The sequence below is a fragment of the Variovorax sp. YR266 genome, from assembly GCF_900107295.1.
Lineage (GTDB): Bacteria > Pseudomonadota > Gammaproteobacteria > Burkholderiales > Burkholderiaceae_C > Variovorax.
Map to the genome: position 1 here is coordinate 93,500 of NZ_FNPM01000002.1, position 19,691 is coordinate 113,190.

Annotated in this window: 25 protein-coding genes; 19 read left to right on the forward strand and 6 right to left on the reverse strand. The window is 65.3% G+C overall.

Going from position 1 to position 19,691, the window contains the following annotated elements:
- The first annotated feature begins 11 nt into the window (after positions 1-11).
- From BLW48_RS05945 to BLW48_RS05990, 10 genes are read left to right on the forward strand one after another with little or no spacing between them, the layout of a single operon-like run.
- On the forward strand, positions 12-1,187 hold the full coding sequence (locus BLW48_RS05945) for an acetyl-CoA C-acyltransferase (protein WP_093056890.1): 1,176 nt from the start codon (positions 12-14) through the stop codon (positions 1,185-1,187).
- A gap of 2 nt (positions 1,188-1,189) precedes the next feature.
- Positions 1,190-1,645 (forward strand): PaaI family thioesterase, encoded by a 456-nt coding sequence (locus BLW48_RS05950; RefSeq protein ID WP_093173373.1) that lies wholly within the window; start codon positions 1,190-1,192, stop codon positions 1,643-1,645.
- Positions 1,646-1,662: 17 nt separating this feature from the next.
- Complete coding sequence (locus BLW48_RS05955; protein ID WP_093173375.1) at positions 1,663-3,516, forward strand: acyl-CoA dehydrogenase; 1,854 nt, start codon at positions 1,663-1,665, stop codon at positions 3,514-3,516.
- On the forward strand, positions 3,516-3,776 hold the full coding sequence (locus tag BLW48_RS05960; protein WP_093173377.1) for a hypothetical protein: 261 nt from the start codon (positions 3,516-3,518) through the stop codon (positions 3,774-3,776). The genes BLW48_RS05955 and BLW48_RS05960 overlap by 1 nt, the downstream gene beginning before the upstream one ends.
- Before the next feature lie 11 nt (positions 3,777-3,787).
- On the forward strand, positions 3,788-4,090 hold the full coding sequence (locus tag BLW48_RS05965; RefSeq protein WP_093074035.1) for a Dabb family protein: 303 nt from the start codon (positions 3,788-3,790) through the stop codon (positions 4,088-4,090).
- Between the two features lie 28 nt (positions 4,091-4,118).
- Positions 4,119-4,916 carry an SDR family oxidoreductase gene (locus BLW48_RS05970; protein WP_093056885.1) on the forward strand — a complete coding sequence of 266 codons (798 nt, stop codon included), beginning with the start codon at positions 4,119-4,121 and terminating at the stop codon, positions 4,914-4,916.
- 1 nt (position 4,917) lies between these two features.
- A complete protein-coding gene (locus BLW48_RS05975; RefSeq protein WP_093056884.1) occupies positions 4,918-5,382 on the forward strand; it encodes a PaaI family thioesterase in 465 nt (154 codons plus the stop codon).
- Between the two features lie 23 nt (positions 5,383-5,405).
- Positions 5,406-6,422, forward strand: coding sequence for an NADP-dependent oxidoreductase (locus BLW48_RS05980; protein ID WP_093173379.1), 1,017 nt, complete (start codon positions 5,406-5,408; stop codon positions 6,420-6,422).
- Between the two features lie 39 nt (positions 6,423-6,461).
- Complete coding sequence (locus tag BLW48_RS05985) at positions 6,462-8,102, forward strand: isovaleryl-CoA dehydrogenase (RefSeq protein ID WP_093173381.1); 1,641 nt, start codon at positions 6,462-6,464, stop codon at positions 8,100-8,102.
- 37 nt (positions 8,103-8,139) lie between these two features.
- Positions 8,140-9,078, forward strand: coding sequence for a glutathione S-transferase family protein (locus BLW48_RS05990; RefSeq protein WP_093173383.1), 939 nt, complete (start codon positions 8,140-8,142; stop codon positions 9,076-9,078).
- 28 nt (positions 9,079-9,106) lie between these two features.
- Here the strand turns inward: BLW48_RS05990 and BLW48_RS05995 are convergent, their stop codons facing one another.
- A complete protein-coding gene (locus BLW48_RS05995) occupies positions 9,107-9,514 on the reverse strand; it encodes an OmpA family protein (protein WP_093173385.1) in 408 nt (135 codons plus the stop codon).
- Positions 9,515-9,571: 57 nt separating this feature from the next.
- Positions 9,572-10,480: a M35 family metalloendopeptidase gene (locus BLW48_RS06000; protein ID WP_256330714.1), complete on the reverse strand. Its 909-nt coding sequence runs from the start codon at positions 10,478-10,480 to the stop codon at positions 9,572-9,574.
- Positions 10,481-10,788: 308 nt separating this feature from the next.
- Here BLW48_RS06000 and BLW48_RS06005 point away from each other — a divergent pair, with 308 nt between their 5' ends.
- Positions 10,789-11,694: an SDR family oxidoreductase gene (locus BLW48_RS06005; protein ID WP_093056878.1), complete on the forward strand. Its 906-nt coding sequence runs from the start codon at positions 10,789-10,791 to the stop codon at positions 11,692-11,694.
- Between the two features lie 20 nt (positions 11,695-11,714).
- Here BLW48_RS06005 and BLW48_RS06010 read toward each other — a convergent pair whose 3' ends face one another.
- Positions 11,715-12,383 (reverse strand): FMN-dependent NADH-azoreductase, encoded by a 669-nt coding sequence (locus BLW48_RS06010; RefSeq protein WP_093173387.1) that lies wholly within the window; start codon positions 12,381-12,383, stop codon positions 11,715-11,717.
- Positions 12,384-12,518: 135 nt separating this feature from the next.
- Here BLW48_RS06010 and BLW48_RS06015 point away from each other — a divergent pair, with 135 nt between their 5' ends.
- From BLW48_RS06015 to BLW48_RS06030, 4 genes are all read left to right on the forward strand, one after another.
- Positions 12,519-13,415: a LysR substrate-binding domain-containing protein gene (locus BLW48_RS06015; protein ID WP_093173389.1), complete on the forward strand. Its 897-nt coding sequence runs from the start codon at positions 12,519-12,521 to the stop codon at positions 13,413-13,415.
- A 133-nt stretch (positions 13,416-13,548) separates the two neighbouring features.
- Positions 13,549-13,716, forward strand: coding sequence for a hypothetical protein (locus tag BLW48_RS35335; RefSeq protein ID WP_176928836.1), 168 nt, complete (start codon positions 13,549-13,551; stop codon positions 13,714-13,716).
- A 249-nt stretch (positions 13,717-13,965) separates the two neighbouring features.
- A complete protein-coding gene (locus BLW48_RS06025; RefSeq protein WP_093056874.1) occupies positions 13,966-14,211 on the forward strand; it encodes a hypothetical protein in 246 nt (81 codons plus the stop codon).
- Positions 14,212-14,496 carry a general secretion pathway protein GspL gene (locus BLW48_RS06030; RefSeq protein WP_256330715.1) on the forward strand — a complete coding sequence of 95 codons (285 nt, stop codon included), beginning with the start codon at positions 14,212-14,214 and terminating at the stop codon, positions 14,494-14,496.
- A gap of 7 nt (positions 14,497-14,503) precedes the next feature.
- Here BLW48_RS06030 and BLW48_RS06035 read toward each other — a convergent pair whose 3' ends face one another.
- Positions 14,504-15,244, reverse strand: coding sequence for a hypothetical protein (locus tag BLW48_RS06035; protein ID WP_093173391.1), 741 nt, complete (start codon positions 15,242-15,244; stop codon positions 14,504-14,506).
- A 64-nt stretch (positions 15,245-15,308) separates the two neighbouring features.
- On the opposite strand from BLW48_RS06035, the gene BLW48_RS06040 reads away from it, so the two are divergent.
- Positions 15,309-15,506: an alpha/beta fold hydrolase gene (locus BLW48_RS06040; protein ID WP_093173393.1), complete on the forward strand. Its 198-nt coding sequence runs from the start codon at positions 15,309-15,311 to the stop codon at positions 15,504-15,506.
- A gap of 78 nt (positions 15,507-15,584) precedes the next feature.
- Positions 15,585-15,788: a hypothetical protein gene (locus BLW48_RS06045; RefSeq protein WP_093056871.1), complete on the forward strand. Its 204-nt coding sequence runs from the start codon at positions 15,585-15,587 to the stop codon at positions 15,786-15,788.
- Positions 15,789-15,854: 66 nt separating this feature from the next.
- Here the strand turns inward: BLW48_RS06045 and BLW48_RS06050 are convergent, their stop codons facing one another.
- Positions 15,855-17,438, reverse strand: a complete 1,584-nt coding sequence (locus BLW48_RS06050; protein WP_093173395.1) for a serine hydrolase domain-containing protein — start codon at positions 17,436-17,438, stop codon at positions 15,855-15,857.
- Between the two features lie 78 nt (positions 17,439-17,516).
- A complete protein-coding gene (locus BLW48_RS06055) occupies positions 17,517-18,443 on the reverse strand; it encodes a LysR substrate-binding domain-containing protein (protein ID WP_093173397.1) in 927 nt (308 codons plus the stop codon).
- Positions 18,444-18,551: 108 nt separating this feature from the next.
- On the opposite strand from BLW48_RS06055, the gene BLW48_RS06060 reads away from it, so the two are divergent.
- The gene (locus tag BLW48_RS06060; RefSeq protein ID WP_093173399.1) at positions 18,552-19,253 is read left to right on the forward strand and encodes an FMN-dependent NADH-azoreductase; all 702 of its coding nucleotides are present in this window, start codon (positions 18,552-18,554) and stop codon (positions 19,251-19,253) included.
- Between the two features lie 30 nt (positions 19,254-19,283).
- Entirely contained in the window at positions 19,284-19,691 is a 408-nt protein-coding gene (locus tag BLW48_RS06065; protein WP_093173401.1) for a PaaI family thioesterase, read from the forward strand.

The following is a 19,691-nucleotide window of genomic DNA, read 5'->3' on the forward strand; positions in this document are numbered from 1 at the left end:
AGGACCTCACCATGACCAGCGCCGTCATTGTTTCCACCGCCCGCACGCCGCTCGCGAAGAGCTGGAAGGGTGCCTTCAACATGACGCACGGCGCCACGCTCGGCGGCCACGCCGTGCAGCACGCGGTGCAGCGCGCCGGCATCGACCCTGCTTCGGTGGACGACGTCATCATGGGCTGCGCCACGCCCGAAGGCGCGACCGGCTCCAACATCGCGCGCCAGATCGCGCTGCGCGCCGGCCTGCCGATCACCACTTCGGGCATGACCATCAACCGTTTCTGCTCGTCGGGCCTGCAGACCATCGCCACCGCCGCCCAGCGCATCATCGCGGGCGAGGGCGAGGTGTACGTGGCCGGCGGCGTCGAGAGCATCTCGTGCGTGCAGAACGAAGCCAACAAGCACATGCTGGCCGACCCGTGGCTCGTGAAGCACAAGCCCGAGATCTACTGGAACATGCTGCAGACGGCCGAGCAGGTCGCCAAGCGCTACAACATCGGCCGCGACGCCATGGACGAATACGGCGCCGCCAGCCAGCAGAAGGCCACCGCCGCGCTGGAAGCCGGCCGCTTCAAGGACGAGATCGCCCCCATCACCGTGCTGGCCGGCGTGGCCGACCCTGTGCTGGGCCTGCGCACCAAGGAAGTCACCATCGAGAACGATGAAGGCATCCGCGCCGGCACCACCAAGGAAGGCATCAGCGGCATCCGCTCGGCCATTCCCGGCGGCCTGATCTCGGCCGGCAATGCCAGCCAGTTCTCCGACGGCGGCGGCGCCTGCGTGGTGGTCGACGAGAAGTACGCCGAGCAGAAGGGCCTGAAGCCCCTGGGCCGCTTCCTGGGCTTTGCCGTGGCCGGCTGCGAGCCCGACGAAATGGGCATCGGCCCGGTCTTCGCGATTCCGAAGGTGCTCAAGCGCCTGGGCCTCACGGTCAACGACATCGACCTGTGGGAGCTGAACGAAGCCTTCGCGGTGCAGGTGATCTACTGCCGCGACAAGCTCGGCATTCCGGCCGACCGCCTGAACGTGGACGGCGGCGCCATTGCCGTGGGCCACCCCTACGGCGTGAGCGGCCAGCGCCTCACGGGCCACGCGCTCATCGAAGGCAAGCGCCGCGGCGCCAAGAAGGTCGTGGTCACGATGTGCATCGGCGGCGGCATGGGCGCCGCGGGCGTGTTCGAGGTCTTGTAATCATGTCCGGCTTGGGCCACGACCACGAGGTCTCGCCCGAAGCCGTTCTGGCCTACGGGCGACGCATGCTTGCATCGCAGCCGTTCAGCGTGCTGATCGGCGCGGAGTTGCACGCGCTGGCGCCGGGCCTTGCCGAGCTTCAGCTGCCGCTCACGGCGCAGCTGAAGCAGCAGAACGGCTTTGCCCACGGCGGCATCGTGAGCTACATGGCCGACAACGCGCTCACCTTTGCCGGTGGCAGCGCGTTGCGTGTGCCGGTGGTGACTTCCGAATTCAAGATCAACTATGTGCGGCCGGCTCTTGGCGATCGTTTGATCGCACGCGCCACCACCGCCCATTGCGGCAGCTCGCAGGCCGTCTGCACCTGCGAAGTGTTCGTGGTGAATGACGGTGCAGAGAAGCTCTGCGCGCTGGCGCAGGGCACCATCGCGAAACTGCCCGACCCCTCGAAAAAGTAGCAAGAAGAGACACCCTCATGAGCCTGCGTTCCACCCTCGACTTCCTGCTCTACGACTGGCTCGACGCCGAGTCGCTCAACCAGCGCGAACGCTTTGCCGACCACTCGCGCGAGACCTTCGACGCGGTGCTCGATACCTGCGAGCGCATCGCGCGCGAAAAGTACGCGCCGTTCAACCGCACGGTCGATACGCAGGAGCCGCATTTCGATGGCGAAAAAGTCATCCTGCCGCAGGCCACGCATGACGCGCACAAGGCTTTCGTCGAGTCGGGAATGATGAGCGCGGCGCAAGACTACGACATCGGCGGTATGCAGCTGCCGTACACGCTCTCTGCCGCGGCCAACAGCTTCTTCGCGATGGCCTCCGTGAGCATCGGCTCCAACATGCTCACGAGCGGCAACGCCAACCTGCTGATGGTGCACGGCACCGAGATGCAGAAAGAGGTGTTCGCCAAGAACGAGTTCTCGGGTCGCTGGGCCGGCACCATGTGCCTGTCGGAGCCGCAGGCCGGTTCGTCGCTGAGCGATGTGGCCACGCGCGCAGTGCCCGACGGCGCCGGCTTTCAGGACGACCCTCTGGGCCCGCGCTATCGCCTCACGGGCAACAAGATGTGGATCTCGTCGGGCGACCACGAGCTGACCGAGAACATCGTGCACATCGTGCTCGCCAAGATCCCCGACGAGAACGGCAAGCTGGTGCCGGGCACGCGCGGCATTTCGCTGTTCATCGTGCCCAAACGCATGGTCGATACCAAGGGCGAGCTGACGGGCCAGCGCAACGACGTTGCGCTCGCGGGCCTGAACCACAAGCTGGGCTGGCGCGGCACCACCAATACGCTGCTGAACTTCGGCGAGGGCAAGTACCCGGTCGATGGCAAGGCCGGTGCCGTGGGCTACTTGGTCGGCGCCCCCGGCAAGGGCCTGCACTGCATGTTCCACATGATGAACGAGGCGCGCATCGGCGTCGGCACGGCCGCCACCATGCTCGGCATGGCCGGCTACCACGCCTCGCTCGAATATGCCAAGAGCCGTCCGCAGGGGCGGCTGGTGAAGAAGCCGGATGCAGCAGGGGCCGCAGTCGCCAAGGACTCGGCCGCGCCGCAGGTGCGCATTATCGAGCACGCCGATGTGCGGCGCATGCTGCTGGCCCAGAAGGCGTACTGCGAAGGCGCGCTGGCGCTGGAGCTGTACTGCGCCCGGCTGGTCGACGAGCAGAAGACCGGCGACGCGCAGGCCGCCGACGACGCGCGCCTGTTGCTCGAAGTGCTCACGCCCATCGCCAAGAGCTGGCCCAGCGAGTGGTGCCTGGAGGCCAATTCGCTGGCCATCCAGGTGCATGGCGGCTACGGCTACACGCGCGACTTTCCGGTGGAGCAGTACTGGCGCGACAACCGCCTGAACATGATTCACGAGGGCACCCACGGCATCCAGGCGGCCGACCTGCTGGGCCGCAAGGTGCTGATGGAAAAGGGCCGTGGCCTGCAACTGCTGGCCGGGCGCATGACCGACACCATCGGGCGCGCCGCCAAGGTGCCGGCATTGGCCGCTCATGCCAAGGCGCTGGGCGCCGCGCTGCAGCGCATCGGCAGCGCCACCGAGGCCGCATGGTCCACCGGCGACCCGGCCGACGCGCTGGCCAACGCTGTGCCGTACATGCAGGCCTTCGGCCACACGGTGCTGGCGTGGATCTGGCTCGACGTGGCCCAAAGGGCCCTGCAGACCGACGGTGAAAAGGCGAGGGCGGTAACAGCTGGCAAGATCGGCGCCACGGACTACTTCTTCCACTACGAGCTGCCGAAAATCGGCGCATGGCTCAACGTGGTCGAAACCCGCGACCCGACCTGTACAGCTTTGCCCGAGGACGCCTTCTGATGGCCACTACCGATTCGCCGAACGCCAACCCCAACAACAACCCCCCCGCCGTCAAACCTCCCAAGCCGCACGCGCGGCTCGAGAAGTGGATCTGGATCCTGATCTACGGCGGCCTGTTCGTCGTGATCCTGGGCATTGCCACCGGCCGCACCGACGCCGCGCTGGGCTGGTCCCTCGCAGTGCCTGGCGGTGTCGTGGCGCTGGTCGGCTTCGTGCTGATCTACGTGCGCTCGCGGCTGCCCAACACCCCTACCAAGTAAAGAGGCCCGCCATGCTCAAGCACATCGTGATGTGGAAGTTCAAGGAACACGCCGAGGGCACCGACAAGGCGACCAACCTGCTGAAGGCCAAGGCGCTGCTCGACGCCTGCGCCAAGCTGTCGCCCGGCACGCTGCGCTTCGAGGTGGCCATTGCCCAGCCCGGGCTGGAAGCGACCTACGACCTGGTCCTGTACTCGGAATTCACCGACTCCGCCGCGCTCGCGGCCTATTCGGACCACCCGCAGCACGTGGCCCTGAAGCCTTTCATCGGCGCCGTGCGTGAAGCCCGCCAGTGCATGGACTACGAGATCTGAGCCTGACATTCAAAACCGGAGACACCTCATGACGCCCCGCAACATCAAGCAGCTGTTCGACCTCACCGGCAAGACTGCCCTCATCACCGGCGGCTCGCGCGGCCTGGGCCTGCAGATGGCCCACGCGCTGGGCGAAGCCGGCGCGAAGATCATGCTGAGCTCGCGCAAGGCCGACGACCTGGAGCAGGCCGCCGCCGAGCTGCAAGCCGCCGGCATCGACGCGCGCTGGATCGCCGCCGACTGCTCGAAGGAAGAAGACACCCGCCGCCTGGCCGACGAAACGCTGCAGCGCATGGGCGCAGTCGACATCCTCATCAACAACGCGGGCGCCAGCTGGGGTTCGCCGGCCGAGAGCCACCCGGTCGAGGCCTGGGACAAGGTGATGAACCTCAACGTGCGCGGCTATTTCATCTTGTCGCAGCAGATCGCCAACGGCTACATGATTCCGAAGAAGACCGGCCGCATCATCAACATCGCCTCGATCGCCGGGCTGAACGGCAACCCGCCTGAAATGCAGACGCTGGCCTACAACACCTCCAAGACCGCGGTCATCGGCTTCACCCGCACGCTGGCCGCCGAATGGGGCCGCTACGGCATCAATGTGAACGCGATCTGTCCCGGCTTCTTCATGACGAAGATGGCCGCCGGTCTCATCAAGTCGCTGGGCGAGGAAAAGATGGCCGCGCAGGCCCCGCTCGGCCGCCTGGGCGACGAGGAAGACCTGAAGGGCCTGACGCTGCTGTTCGCGAGCGATGCCGGCAAGCACATCACCGGCCAGTGGCTGGCTGTAGACGGCGGCGTGAGCGTGGTGCTGGGTGCGGCCTGACATGTCTTCTTCAGATTCCAGCGACATCAACATCCGCTCGTACACGAGCCAGATCCCGTTCGCGCGCCACCTGGGCTTCGAGCTGACGAAGTTCGAGGGCGGCGAGTCGGAGATCATCTACACGGCGAAGCCCGAGCACCTGAACACCTTCGACGTGACGCACGGCGGCGCCTGCATGACGCTGCTCGACATCACGATGGCAGCAGCCGCGCGCAGCGTAGCGCCAGAGACGGGCGTGGTCACCATCGAGATGAAGACCAGCTTCATGCAGCCTTCGGTCGGTCCGCTGCACGCACGCGGCACGCTCATTCACAGGACGGCGACACTGGCTTTCACCGAGGCCAAAATCTACGACGAACAGGAACGCGTGTGCGCCCACGCCACCGGCACCTTCAAGTACGTGAAGCGCCGGCTGCCGACCGGCCCCGCCAGCGCCAACGAGATGCGCCCGCCGTCGACCGACTGACTGACACTTTCCCGGAGACATTCATGCCGATCAACAAGCAGATCCACCTCGACAACCGCCCCGACGGCGAGGCCGTGGCCAGCAACTTCAAGCTCGTGTCCGCCGAGACCCCCGCGCTCAAGGACAACCAGGTGCTCGTGCGCCACCACTACATGAGCCTCGACCCGTACATGCGCGGCCGCATGAACGACGCCAAGAGCTACGCGCAGCCCCAGCCGCTGGGCCAGACGATGCAGGGCGGCACGGTCGGCGAAGTGGTCGAGAGCAAGCACCCCAAGTACGCCGTGGGCGACAAGGTGCTCGGCTTCGGCGGCTGGCAGGAATACAGCGTGGTCGATGCCTCGCAGCCCGGAGCGCTGAAGAAGGTCGACACCACGCACGTGCCGCTGTCGCACTACCTCGGCGCGGTCGGCATGCCCGGCGTCACGGCCTGGTACGGGCTGGTGAAGATCATTGCGCCCAAGGCCGGTGAAACGGTGGTCATCACCGCCGCCAGCGGCGCCGTGGGCAGCGCCTTCGGTGCGCTGGCCAAGGCGCGCGGCTGCCGTGTGGTCGGCATTGCCGGTGGCTCCGGCAAGTGCAAGTACGTGACCGACGAGCTTGGCTTCGACGCCTGCATCGACTATCGCGTGCACGCCGACGTCAAGTCGATGAGCGCGGCGCTCAAGGAAGCCTGCCCGAACGGCATCGACGGCTACTTCGAGAACGTCGGCGGCTACATCTTCGACGCGGTGCTGCTGCGCGCCAACGCCTTTGCCCGCGTGGCGCTGTGCGGAATGATCGCGGGCTACGACGGCCAGCCGTTGCCGCTGGCCAACCCGGCGCTGATCCTCATCAACCGCATGAAGATCGAAGGCTTCATCGTCAGCGAGCACATGGAAGCGTGGCCCGAGGCGCTGACCGAGCTGGGCACGCTGGTGGCCACGGGCAAGCTGAAGCCGCGCGAGTCGATTGCGCAAGGCATCGAAGCGGCGCCTGAAGCCTTTTTGGGCCTGCTCAAGGGCAGGAACTTCGGCAAGCAACTCGTCAAGCTGATCTGATGCACTGGATGAACTGAACGCACGGCAAGGAGGCCGGTCATGGAAACCACGCACGAGGTGTTCAACCAGCCCACGCCGCTGGTGGACTACAACCTCTTCGACACCAACCGGCCCTTGCGCGATGCGCTGAAGTTCAACGCGCCCGCGTTGCAGACGACGCAGCTGCACGAGCTTGGCGCCACCCTCGGCACGGCCGGCATGCAGGCGCATGCGCGGCTCGCCAACATCCACACGCCCGAGCTGCATACGCACGACCGCTTCGGGCGGCGCATCGACGAGGTGGAGTTCCATCCGAGCTACCACGCGCTGATGACCGCCGCCGTGGGTGCCGGGCTGCACGGCACGCCCTGGACGGGCACTTCGGCCTCGCCGCATGTGCTGCGCGCAGCGGGCTTCATGCTCTTCACCGAGCTGGAGCCATCGATTCTTTGCCCCATCTCCATGACCTACGCGGTCACGCCCGCGCTGCGTGGCAATGCGGCCGTATACGCCGACTGGGGCCCGAAGCTCGGCAGCCTCTGGTACGACCCGGCGCTGAAGCTCTTCAGCGACAAGCCCGGCGTGACCATGGGCATGGGCATGACCGAGAAGCAGGGCGGTTCCGACGTGCGGGCCAACACCACGCAAGCCGTGCGCGACGGCAGCGATGCCTGGGGCGAGCGCTATGCCATCACCGGCCACAAGTGGTTTTTCTCGGCGCCGATGTGCGACGCCTTCCTGGTGCTGGCGCAAGCGCCCGCGGGGCTTTCGTGCTTCTTCCTGCCGCGTGTGCTGCCCGATGGTTCACGCAACGCCATCCAGATCCAGCGGCTGAAAGACAAGCTCGGCAACAAGGCCAACGCAAGCTCCGAGGTCGAGTTCCAGGGCGCCAGCGCGTGGCTCGTGGGCGAGGAGGGCCGCGGCATCCCGCAGATCCTCGAGATGGGCACGATGACGCGGCTCGACTGCGCACTGGGCACCAGCGGGCTGATGCGCCAGTCGCTGGGCATCGCGCTCAACCATGCGACGCAGCGCAAGGCCTTCGGCAAGCCGCTGATCGAACAGCCCTTGATGACGAACGTGCTGGCCGATCTCGCGCTAGAAAGCGAAGCGGCCACCGCGCTCGCCATTCGCCTGGCCCGTGCCTTCGACAACCAGGCCGACGAGCACGAGCGCTTGATGGCCCGCCTGCTCACGCCGGTCGCCAAGTTCTGGATCTGCAAGCGCGGCAGCGCCTTCGCGCAGGAGGCCATGGAATGCCTCGGCGGCAACGGCTACGTGGAAGAGGGTGGCGAGGGCGTCATGGCCCGCATCTACCGCGAGATGCCGCTCAACTCCATCTGGGAAGGCGCGGGCAACATCATGGCGCTCGACCTGCTCCGCGGCCTGCGCAAGGGCGACGCGGTGGCCGCGCTGACGAAGGAGCTGGCGCCTGCGCGTGGCCAGCACGCAGCGCTCGACCGGCTGGCCGACGCGCTGCCGGCTCGCATCGAGGCGATGGCCTCCGAAGCCGAGGCCCGTCGCCTCGCGCAGGACGTTGCGCTCGCCGTGCAGGCTGCACTGCTCGTACAGACCGCGCCGACCGCCATTGCTGGCACGTTCTGCGCCTCGCGCCTGGGTGGCGACTGGGGCAATGCCTTTGGCACGCTGGCCGCGGGCACCGATTTCGATTCGATCATCCAGCGCGCGCAACCCCGTTGAAGCGCGCCGAACCCACCACAGAAGAAAGACCCCACCCATGGCCGACCTGATCCTTCACCACTACCTGACCTCCCCGTTCTCGGAGAAAGTGCGCCTGATCCTCGGTGCCAAGAAGCTGCCGTGGAAGTCGGTCTTCATCCCGCCGATCATGCCCAAGCCCGACGTGGAGGTGCTCACCGGCGGCTACCGCAAGACGCCGTTCCTGCAGATCGGCGCCGACATGTATTGCGACAGCGCACTCATCGCCGACGTGCTCGAACACCTGCAGCCCGAACCCACGCTCTACCCCGAGCCTGAAAAGGGCATGTCGCGCATCCTCGCCCAGTGGGCCGACACCACGCTCTTCTGGGCTGCCATGACCTGGAACCTGCAGCCCAGGGGCGCGGCCGAGGTGTTCGCCAAGGCCCCGCCAGAAGCCGCAAAAGCCTTCGGCGAAGACCGCGGCAAGATGAGCGTCGGCAACATGACCCGCCTGCGCCCGGCCGACGCCACCAGCGCCTACAAGTCATACCTGCGCCGCCTGTCGGACATGCTCGACGAGAAGCCCTTCCTGCTCGGCGAGGTGCCCAGCATTGCAGACTTCTCGGCCTACCACCCGCTCTGGTACACGCGGCGCATCGAGTCGGTTCGCACCATCCTCGACCTGACGCCCGCGGTGATCGACTGGCTGGACCGCATGGCCGCCATCGGCCACGGCGTTCCCGAGAAGTTCACGAGCGACGAGGCCATTGCAGTGGCCAAGGCCGCGACGCCGCACACATTGCTGACCGACAGCACCTTCCAGGATGACCACGGCATTCCGCTCGGCAGCGCCGTCACCGTGCGCGCCGAGAGCTTCGGCCTCGAAGAGACGCCCGGCACGCTGATCGCGGCTACGCGCACGCACTACACGCTGGAGCGCAGCAGCGAGCGGACGGGCACGGTGCATGTGCACTTTCCGCGGATCGGGTATGTGCTGAAGAAGGCTGAGGGTTGAGATGGCTGCGGCCGGCGATTGCCGTGCATCAACGCTTGAACCCGGGGATCGGAACCGGGTTGCAGTCGGGCAACTTCAGCGCCTCGTAGTCGGGGTGAAACTGCACCACGACAAAATCGTTGCTCGCTTCCCTCGACATCTTGTTGTCTTCGTAGATGCTTGACGTCGTTTCCAGCTTGATCTCGGTCGGCTGGAGCTGCTTGTACGCTCGGGTCACGTTTTCGGCGCGCCGTCTTGCCAACTGTCTGGCTTCAGCAGGTGTTCTGCCTTGCACCTTGACGGCGGCGCCTCCGTCGATTGAAACCTCGAGGTACTTCGGAAACGCCGAGTTTGCCCGGTCAATGAACTCCGCCAGCTTCGCTATCTGTGTTGGCTCGAGGTTTGCGGCACCTTCGGCAAAGGTCAGCCTTGTTACCACGATGGGCTTGCAAGCCATGGCGCTGCAACCTGTCAGCGTGGCAGCAATGACGAGGAAGGCCCCTGATCGTGCATTTCATTTGGATGCTTTCGCAACAACGCCAAGAATGTACGCAGCGATGCTGTCGGCGTTGACACGAGACCGAGGATCTTCTGCATGATCCCTCGCGTGCTTCGTTCCATACCAGGGATCGAATGAACTGAAGGTGTCGTCGAAGTGCGTGACCTCGTGAATCAATGTCAGGAGCTTCGAGTCCCCGTCGCGAATGATGTTCGTATCGTAGATGAGCATGTTCTCCGGGAGGTCGCAAAAACTCAGCCCGATGGCAATGGTGCGGGTCGCAGTGTCTGGTTTGCAAACTGCCGCTACTGTCACGACCGGGTCGCTTGAGAAGATGCAGCCGAGATTCTTCTTGCTTGCTTCCGAGTACCGGATGAAGTTCTCGCATCCCAGTCCCTCGAGCACTCGCTTGCACGCAGCCAGTCCTTTCTGGAGATGCTCCCGCATAGATTGGTCGGCCACGCCAAACCATTCCCGCACTCGTGCCTGCGCATCTTTGTCCCAGCGCTCGAGTTCCGGGAGGCGCTGCTTCGCAATGAACACTACGGCCTGATCGCGCAGCTTGAGCACCATCGCGCAAAACTCCTTGTTCGTCATGTTTGGGCAGATCCTTTCGGTCAGTTCCGTCCCAGGTGGGTGGGTCACATTCTTGTCTACCGTTTTCTTGAATGCCGCCAATTCATCCTCGGCTCCAACGGCATGCCAAGCCTCGTCCTCGTATGTTGCCCACCGCTGCAGAGTGGAAAGTATGGGCTGTGGCACCGGGCAGTGGCAGACCACCACGTCTCCTTCCAGCGCTGCCTCCGATATGAATTGAGGGCGCCGTGGCCCTCCGGCCTTCGCGATGACACCCACGCTGTTGCAGCCTTCGCAGTAGGCCCTGCCGCCGATCAACGCGACTCGGTGTCCATACAAATCGAGCATGGGGCCGTCGTAAGGCAATACCTGTCCGCCAGACGCTAGCGGATCGCCGACTACAAGAATTTTCGCTCCATTCGCTACGCTCCCCGTTGATGACGGGGCGTTGTATGCGGCAGCAATTGCTAACACTGTTGTCTATGGTCAACCGCTTGGTTCTTTGTCACGAAGGAGTGGGTTTTCGGTCTGTAGTGTGTTGGGGGAGGTCGGTGCCAGCCTGAGCCGGCTGCAGGCACGCGTCACACGAACGACAGTCAACCATGCTGCAAAGCGTTCCAATAGACGGCGCAGAGCCAACCACAGGAAAGAATTCAATGATTCAAGACTTCAAGGGCAAGACCGCCGTACTCACCGGCGCGGGCTCGGGCTTCGGCCTGGAGTGCGCGCGCATCGGCGCCGCCCGCGGCATGAACCTCGTGCTGGTCGACGTGCAGCAGGACGCGCTCGACAAGGCCCAGGCAGAAATGGAAGCAGCCGGTGCTCAGGTGCTGGCGCGCAAGGTCGACGTGTCGAACGCGGCGCAGATGGAAGCGCTGGCCGCTGCCGTGAAGGAACGTTTCGGTGCGCCGCACTTCGTGTTCAACAACGCGGGCGTGGGAGCCGGTGGCCTGGTGTGGGAGAACACCGTGGCCGACTGGGAGTGGGTGCTGGGCGTAGACCTGTGGGGCGTGATTCACGGCGTGCGTCTCTTCACACCGATGATGCTGGAGGCCGCCGCGAAAGACCCGGCCTACCGGGGCCACATCACCAACACCGCCAGCATGGCGGGCCTGCTCACGCCGCCCAACATGGGCATCTACAACGCCGCGAAGGCAGCGGTCGTGAGCCTCACCGAAACGATGTACCAGGACCTGAACCTCGTCACCGACCAGATCGGCGCGAGCCTGCTGTGCCCGTACTTCGTGCCCACCGGCATCACCAGCAGCGAGCGCAACCGACCGAATGCGCCGAAGGAAACCGAGCTCACCAAGAGCCAGCTCATCGGCCAGGCCATGAGCAACAAGGCTGTGAGCAGCGGCAAGATCACGGCCGCAGAAGTCGCGGCCAAGGTGTTCGACGCCATCACGGCAAACCAGTTCTACGTGTTCAGCCACCCGAAGGCGCTGGGCAACGTGCGCAGCCGCATGGAGAACATCGTCTCCATCACCAACCCGGCCGACCCCTTCCTGGAGCGGCCAGAGATCGGGCAGAAGCTGCGCGAGCAGCTGCGCTCGGCCTGAGCAGTTTTTTTCCCCAGTCATCAGGAGGCCTGCAGCTCGCCCACCAGCGCCTCGACGCGGGCGAGCGCGCCGGCGATGGAGCGGTCCAGCAGGTCCCCATGGTCTTCGGCGTGCTCGATGGCCACGCTGTGCACTTCGTTGAGACCGAGCAGGGCCAGCGGGCTCGTGATGCCGGGCGTGAGCAGGTCCAGATGCGCCTGGAATCCGCCCGGCCCGTAGCCGCTGCTGCCGCACGAGGTCAGCAGCACCGTGCGGCGGTTGCGCTCGGCCAGCAGCGGCACATACGGGTTCTCGCGGCTGCGGTCGAAGTCGAAGGTGGCTCCGACGCGCACGATGTTGTCGATCCATGACTTGAGCGGTGCCGGCATGCTGAAGTTGTACATCGGCACGCCGATCACCAGCACGTCGGCGCGGCGGATCTCGGCAATCAGCGCGTCGCTTTCGGCGAGCACGGCGTGCATCCACGGTTCGCGTTCTGCGGCGGGCGTGTAGCCCGACGCGATCCATTCGCCAGTGACGTTGCTCGGCGGCGCGGCGCCGATGTCGCGATAGATCACCTCGGTGCCCGGCTGCGTCGCGAGCCAGCTCGACACGAAGTGATGGCTCAGCCGGCGCGAATGCGAGCCGTGAACGTGGGTGCCGGAGCGGCCGGGGCGGGCGCTGGCGTCGATGTGGAGCAGTGTGGTCATGGCGTGGTCCTCGTTGACGTGAAGGGTGGGATGAAGAAAATTCAGCTGTCTGCTTGACATGGTTCTCAATTTATCCAGGCATCCCCAGCGTGACAAACGACAATTTCTTTGCATTGCTGAAAAATTAATTCATCCATGGCCAACCTTCGCCAACTCCCTCCGCTGGCGGCGCTGCGCGCCTTCGAGGCGGCCGCGCGGCACTGCAGCGCCAAGCTCGCGGCCAATGAGCTTTCGGTCACGCCCACCGCCATCAGCCACCAGGTGCGGCAGCTCGAAGACTCACTCGGCGTGCCGCTGTTCATCCGCCAGCCGCGGCAACTGGTGCTCACGCCGCAGGGCAGGGAACTGCAGGCGGTGCTGAGCGAATCGTTCAATGCCATGGCGAATGCGGTGGCGCGGCTGCGTGCACCGCCCGAGCGCAGCGCCATCACCTTGTCGGCCACGCCGGCCGTCGCGGCGCGCTGGCTGCTGCCGCGCGTGAGCACCTTGCGCGCGCTGCACCCGAGGCTCGACCTGCGCATTCATGCGTCACACGAAGCGGTTGCGCTCGACGGTGTCACGGCTGACATCGCCATCCGCTATGGCAAGGGACAGTGGCCGGGCATGGTGGCCGAGAAGCTGTTCGACAACGTCTTCGCGCCGGCCTGCAGCCCTGCACTCAAGCTGCGCCGGCGCAGTGACCTGACGCGGCACACGCTGCTTCACTTTGCGGTGCCCGGCAGCAAGGGCCAGCCCGGCACCTGGGCCGAGTGGCAGCAGCAGGCGCAGGTGCCCGGCCTCGACGTATCGGCCGGGCCGGTGTTCTCGGACGAAACGCACACCGTGTCTGCCGCGCTGCAGGGGCAAGGCGTGGCGTTGATGGGCCTTGCGCTGATTGCCGACGAATTGCGCGCGGGCAATCTGGTGCAGCCCTTCGGTCCGGAGTTGCCTGGGCTGCCGTTCTATCTGGTGTGCCTCGAGTCGCGGCGTTCGGAGCCGGCCGTCGCTGCGGTGTTCGAGTGGGTGAGGGGGCTTCAGCCGCTGGGTGCCTGAGCGCGTGACTTTCGACACTGGTGGTCGCTCGTTCGCAGTCCTAGAGTCCGACCGTGAGTCGCTTGCGCGGCTCATCTCGGGTTGCAGGAGCGAGATGTCCTGCGTTCAGAAGTACCAATGGAGGGAAGAAATCATGAAACGTGCAACCGCAATCAAGGCTGGCGCCGTGGCCGCGATCTTGTCGTCGCTGGCTCTGGCTGCCCCGGCTGTCGCAGGGCCGTTCACCCAGTGCAGCGACCACTGGCTGTTCTGGAGTGGCTACCAGCTGATCATGGAAGCGATCTTCGACCTCTGCGGCTGAGAGGTGCCTGCGCTGCGCAATGTTTGACATTTGTCAAATATTGCGCAGGTTCACTGGCTTTCTGCCCGACCCCGCTCTCATGTGCGGTGCGCGCGAATTAATCCCTTAGCCCGATCGGCTGTTCTTCTTAACCTTCCTGTACTTTTTTGACGAAGGTCAGGAAAGGTTGCGCGCAGTCCATGCTGCCTCGCACCTGCCTGCACCGGCTACCGAATTACACGCGACATCTTGCGAAGAGGGAGGCTATTCATGCGCACACCGTTCCAACCCGAAACCAGCCCGGACGAGCCTTTGGCGGCCGGGCGCGGGCCAGCGTACATGGCATGGTTGTCCGTGCTCCTGTGCATCGTGGCCGCCGTGGCCTTTGTGGTCGTGGCCATCCTTGTTCCGAACATCATTGCGGCATCGATGTTCACGACGGCAGCCATCATGTTCCTGGGTGCTGGCCTGATCCTCGGCTTGAGCATGTGGGTCTTTCCGGACCTTCCCCGCTAGATGGCTTCGCAGGAACCCATGGCGGGCAAATCCGCGGCATCCATCTTTCGCGTTCAGGGCTGGCGGGTGACCTTGGTCGCAGCCTTGATCGGCTTGCTGATCGTACTGGCCATGCTCATGAAGTGGATCGTCGAATTCCAGGTCGAGGCCGGGCGGGAGCGGCGCTTGAGCGAAGCCGTTGCGCGCGAGGCGGTAGCGCGTTGCCACGAGAAGGCACCGCTCCAGGCGGTCAACGCCTGTCTGGGCGAATTGGCTGCTGCCAGGGCTCTTCCATCCAATCGCTGACGATCAGTCAGTCGGCGCTGCGCCATCGTCCGGACTCCGGGCACACGATGGCCCGTGCGCCGTTAAGCCAGACTTGCTCTTCATCCAGCTGCGGTGAGGTCGAAAGATCGATGTCGAAGGCGACTCCCAGTGCGTGCCCGACATGGACATCCTCGATGGGCAGCTCCCAGGTCAGGAACACTTGGCTGCAATCCCGCTCGGGCGCGAAGTCGGTCGCATCGAAGCCGCTGCTGCCGCGTTGAATGACGGCGTGAGGCTGGCCGGTATCGAAGATCACTGCCGTGCCCCGGGTCAGCGGGATCCGGTGAGCTGCAAAGGGAAAGTGCAGGTCCAGCCCCTTGTCCTCGCTCATGAAGAGATTGCAGAAGGCCGCGCCGCCGTACTGCGCACCGTCGTGGTGGTACTTCGCGCCGCGGCAGGCCATGAGGGCCACGTCGCTGGAGGCAAGCACATCGGACAGCCCAAGCGTGCGCATCCAGTCGGACACCGCCTGCACGCAGTGTTTGTAGTCAGGCCAGCGCGTACGCGCCCGGGCCAGGGGCAATGGTTCGACGTCTCCGGGTTCCAGGAACAGGCGCGAAGAAATCTCGCTCTCCCAATCTGCAAGCAGGCGCGCAGGGGGCACAGGCACGTCGACCGTGGCAGACAACACGACATTGCTCACGCTTCGGCTGCGGATGACGTCGCCGCTCCAGAAGTAGGAAGTCAGGATGTCTCGCGCGCGCTGCGGTCGAGGAGGGGTGTTCATCGGAGGGCAGTGTAGTGAGCGTCACGGCGGCGTCGGCCTGCGCGCCATCCGCGCACCCACACTGTTGTTGATCGGCGACGCGGAAAAGCTTTACGAACCCCAGGCGATGCTGAAGCTGGCGCAGCGCCGGATGCCGGGCTTGGAGGCTGCGATCGTGCCGGGCGCAGACCACATCGCGGCCATGTCGCAGCCTGAGGATGTCAATGGCCAGATCATCCGATTCCTGCAAAAGGGAGGGGCGGACAAGAATGGCGACCGTTGACGCTCAGAAAATACCCTGAGGCATATTTGAGTACCAAAGAGTTAATATTTGGGCTGTCAGGCAGACAAGGAGGATCCCATGGAAACGTACCCAACCCTAAGACAGGCCACCGGCGTGGCCCGCACCCTCAGCAAGCACTCGTCGTGCACCATGGTGGTTTACCGCGTGACAGAGGAGAAATTCGTGGCTGCGCATGCCGCCGACCGCGTGCAGGGAAGCATCGAGGCCGTGTACCGCGACGGTTATCTCGTGCCGACTCTCCTGAGCAAGCGCGTCGAATGAAGAGAAAGCCCGGGCCCCGCCTGGAACCCGGTCAGCGCAGGCCTCCTTCGGGAGGCCTTTTCACTCCTAGGACGAACTGGGCACGGCCTGCATCAGCAGCGTCAGCGCCTTTCGCAGGCTCGTGGCCGAGGCGCGTTCCCCCTTGTCATAGCCAAGCCGCACCACCACCAGGTCGTGCGAAGGAACGATCAGCACCGTCTGCCCGCCCGCACCCAGCATATAGTACGCCGTGGTCGGCACCGGCCAGGTGCTCGCACTGTTGATCGCGCCGTTGAGCCAGAAGAAGCCGCCGTAGATCGGGCGCTTGTCGGCCGCCCAGGCCGGCGCCAGGGTGCTCACGAACTTGACGAACCCTTCGGGCAGGATGCGCTCGCCGTTCCAGACGCCGTCCTGCAGATACAGGTTGGCCAGACGCGCCCAGTCGCGCCCCGACATGAAGTCGTAGCCCTGTGCCAGGAAGTTGCCGTACGGGTCGGTCTCCAGCGTCATCGTGCGGATGCCGATCTTGTCGAACAGGTTTCTCTGCGGGAACGACAGGTACTCCTCACCGCGCTTTTCCACGGCAAGGCGGATCAGGTAGTTTGCGAGCACCGGGTCGGTGTTGCGATAGCGGCCGATGGTGTTGGGCGGCCATTGCTGCGGACGCGTGGCTGCGTAGTTGAACGAGTTTATGCGGCCGGTGTAGAGATAGATGTGGTCGGGGTAAGTGCCGTTGGGGTCGAAGTCCGGATCGTCCGGCGCCTTGATGCGCAGCCCGCTCGACATATGCAGGATGTCCTGGATCTTGATTTCCTTGCGCTTGTCGTCCGCTCCCTGCCATTCCGGAACGGGCGCCGGCTGGTCGAGCCGGTACTCGCCCTGTGTCATCAGCACGCCCAGCATCGTCGCGGTCACGCTCTTGCCCATCGACCATGATTCGAGCGGCGTGTTCGCCGTGATGCCGTTCATGTAGCGCTCGCCAACGATGCGCCCCTTGTGCGTGACGACGAAGGCGGCGGTGTAGGCCTCCGGCAGCTCGAAGGCTGCATCGACTGCCTGGCTTACCTTTGCCGTATCGATGCCGGGCGCGGGGCCGGCGGGCATCACGTCGCCCATGGGCCATGCCTGCGTAGAGGGATCGGGGAGGGTGCTTGTCACGGCCACAGGCGTGAAGAACACATCGTCCCTGCCGGGTGGCAGCGTGATGCAGCCCTGCGAGCCGTAGTAGCGCGCCACCAGCGTCGGACCGTTCGGGATGGCGATGCGGACTTCCTTCTTGACGCGGTCGACCACCGGCTTGCCCACTTTCTTGCGCTGGTCGTAAGGGCCGGTGAAGTAGCCGACGCTCTCGGCGGCAACGTCGGGGTCAAGGCCGGTGATGAACGCGGCGGAGCACATCGTCTTGGCGTAGCCCGAGGTGTTGTGCTCCAGGGGATCGCCGGGCGGCGGGACGTAGGGCGTGTCGAGTTCGTAGCTTCTGGCGCGGGCGATGAGGGCTTCGCGTGCCGGCAGCTCGGGGGTGTTTGTGGTCGGCGTGGTTCCGCCCGCGCTGGGGAGTATGCCGACACCCCCGCCTCCACCACCTCCACCGCCGCCTCCACATGAAGTCAAAGTTACTACAAGAAGCGCGCCTGTTGCGATGGCAAGAGGGACGCGGGCAAACCTCGTCATGAACTCTCCTCACTTTGTTGTTGGAGGGAGTCTCCACGACAACTGCAAAAACCTGCAAGTTTGGCGTTCGGTCTTTCCTCAGTCTGCGGCGGCCTGCGACGCAATCCACTCCCACACGGCACGGATGGCCGGCTCGTTCTCCCTCCCGTTCGCAACCGCAAGAAAGTAGCTGCCGGTTTCGAGCGCGGGCCCGAAGGGCTGCACCAGTGCACCACTGCGAAGCTCTTCGGCCGACAGCGTGAGGCTCAGCAATGCAACGCCGTGCCCCGCGAGCGCGGCCAGCATCGCATGCGTCTCGTCGGAAAACGACAGGCCCGAGGCCTTCATCGCACGCCCCCTCGGCGGTGCGATGCCGGCTTCGCGAAACCAGCGCGGCCACACGGCGGGTGCGAGCGCCTGTGGCTGCCAGTCGCAATGGATCAGCTGATGCTTCGGCAGGTCTGCCGCGCGCTTCAAGCCCAGCATCGGGCTGCACAACGGCGCATAGCGCTCGGGCATCAGTTCGCGCGACACCAGCCCCGGCCAGTTGCCACGGCCTGAGCGCACAGCGATGTCGGCATCGCCGCGCGCCAGATCGACCACGGTATCGCTTGCATGCAGCCGCAGCTCCACCCCGGGGCTGGCCTTGCGGAACGCCTCCATGCGCGGCAGCACCCAGCGCGCGGCGAAGGCGGTGTTGGTGGTGAGGGTGACGGCCTGCGATGCGGCCGGCCGGCGCAGCTTGTCCACACCGGCTTCGAGCACGTCGAAGCCCATGCGGAGGTCGTCGAACAGTCGCTGGCCCGCAGGCGTCAACGCGAGCTGTCGCGTGAGCCTGCGGAACAGTGGCAGGCCGAGCGTGTCTTCGAGCGCACGCACCTGGTGGCTGATGGCCGAGGGCGTCACCGAGAGTTCGAGCGCCGCGCGCTGAAAGCTCAGATGTGCGGCCGCGGCCTCGAAGGCGCGCAGCGACAGCAGCGGAGGCAGCCGGCGGGGATATCTGATAGATGAGCCAATCTCGTTCATAGGCAGAGAAATCGTCGTTTGTGATGGCAGGCCTGCATCCATAGATTCAAGGCCTGCGCGCCATTCTGGCAGCGCGGAATGAAAGACATCCATTCATCCATAAAGGCCATGACCATGAACCTCCTTCACATCGACGCCAGCGCCCGTCCGGGCCGTTCCGACACCGATCTCCACGGCTCGCACACGCGTCGCCTCTCCGCGCGTTTTGTCGAGCGCTGGCGCAAGGCTCGCTCCGACGACCGCATCGACCACCTCGACGTGGGCCAGCAGCCGCCCGCGCACGTCGACGGCCGCTGGATCCATGCGGCCTTCACACCACCGGCCGCGCGCGAGCCGTGGATGGCCGACGTGCTTGCCGAGAGCGACCGGCTGGTCGATCAGCTCATTGCGGCCGACGTGGTCGTGATCGGCCTGCCGATGTACAACTTCAGCGTGCCCGCGCAGTTCAAGGCCTGGATCGACAACATCGTGCGCGTGGGCCGCACCTTCGGCTTCGACCGTTCGCGCGGTGCGGTGCCGTACTGGCCGCTGCTGGCGGACGCGGGCAAGCGCGTGGTGCTGCTCGGCGCGCGCGGCGACCACGGCTACGACGCGGGCGGGCGCATCGCGCATCTCAATCACACCGAGGGCAGCGTGCGTTCGGTGCTCGGCTACATCGGCATCACCGATGTGTTCGAGGCCGCAGTGGAGTCCGATGAGTTCGGCGGCGAGCAGCTCGCGCAGTCGATGCGGCGTGCGGAGCAGCGCGTGGACGAGCTCGTCGATGTGTTGGCAGCTACTGACACCACGCTGTCAGTAGCTGCGGCATAGGATTTTTCGCTCCACTTTCTGAGCGAAAAAATGAAGCCCGACGTTTTGCTTGAGCGCTTTCCCCGCCCGCCCACCGCCGAGCTTTTCAGTCAGCGCGTGCTCGATTTCGACAAGGCCAAAGGATCGATCCGCCTGAGCTTCATGGCCACCGATGCGTTTCTCAACCCCGCGGGCGCGGTGCAGGGCGGCATCCTCGTCGCGATGCTCGACGACACGATGGGGCCGGCGTTGTGGGTCATGAATGGCGAAGAGACTTACTCCGTCACCATCGACCTCAGCGTGTCTTTTCTGGCGGCCGCGAAGCCCGGCCTGCTGTATGGCGAAGGCAGGGTCGTGCAGCGCGGCAAGACCATCGCTTTTCTCGAGGCGCAACTGAGCGATCCGGACGGCCGCGTCGTGGCGCGCTCCACGGCCAGCGCGCGGGTCGTGAAGGCCTGA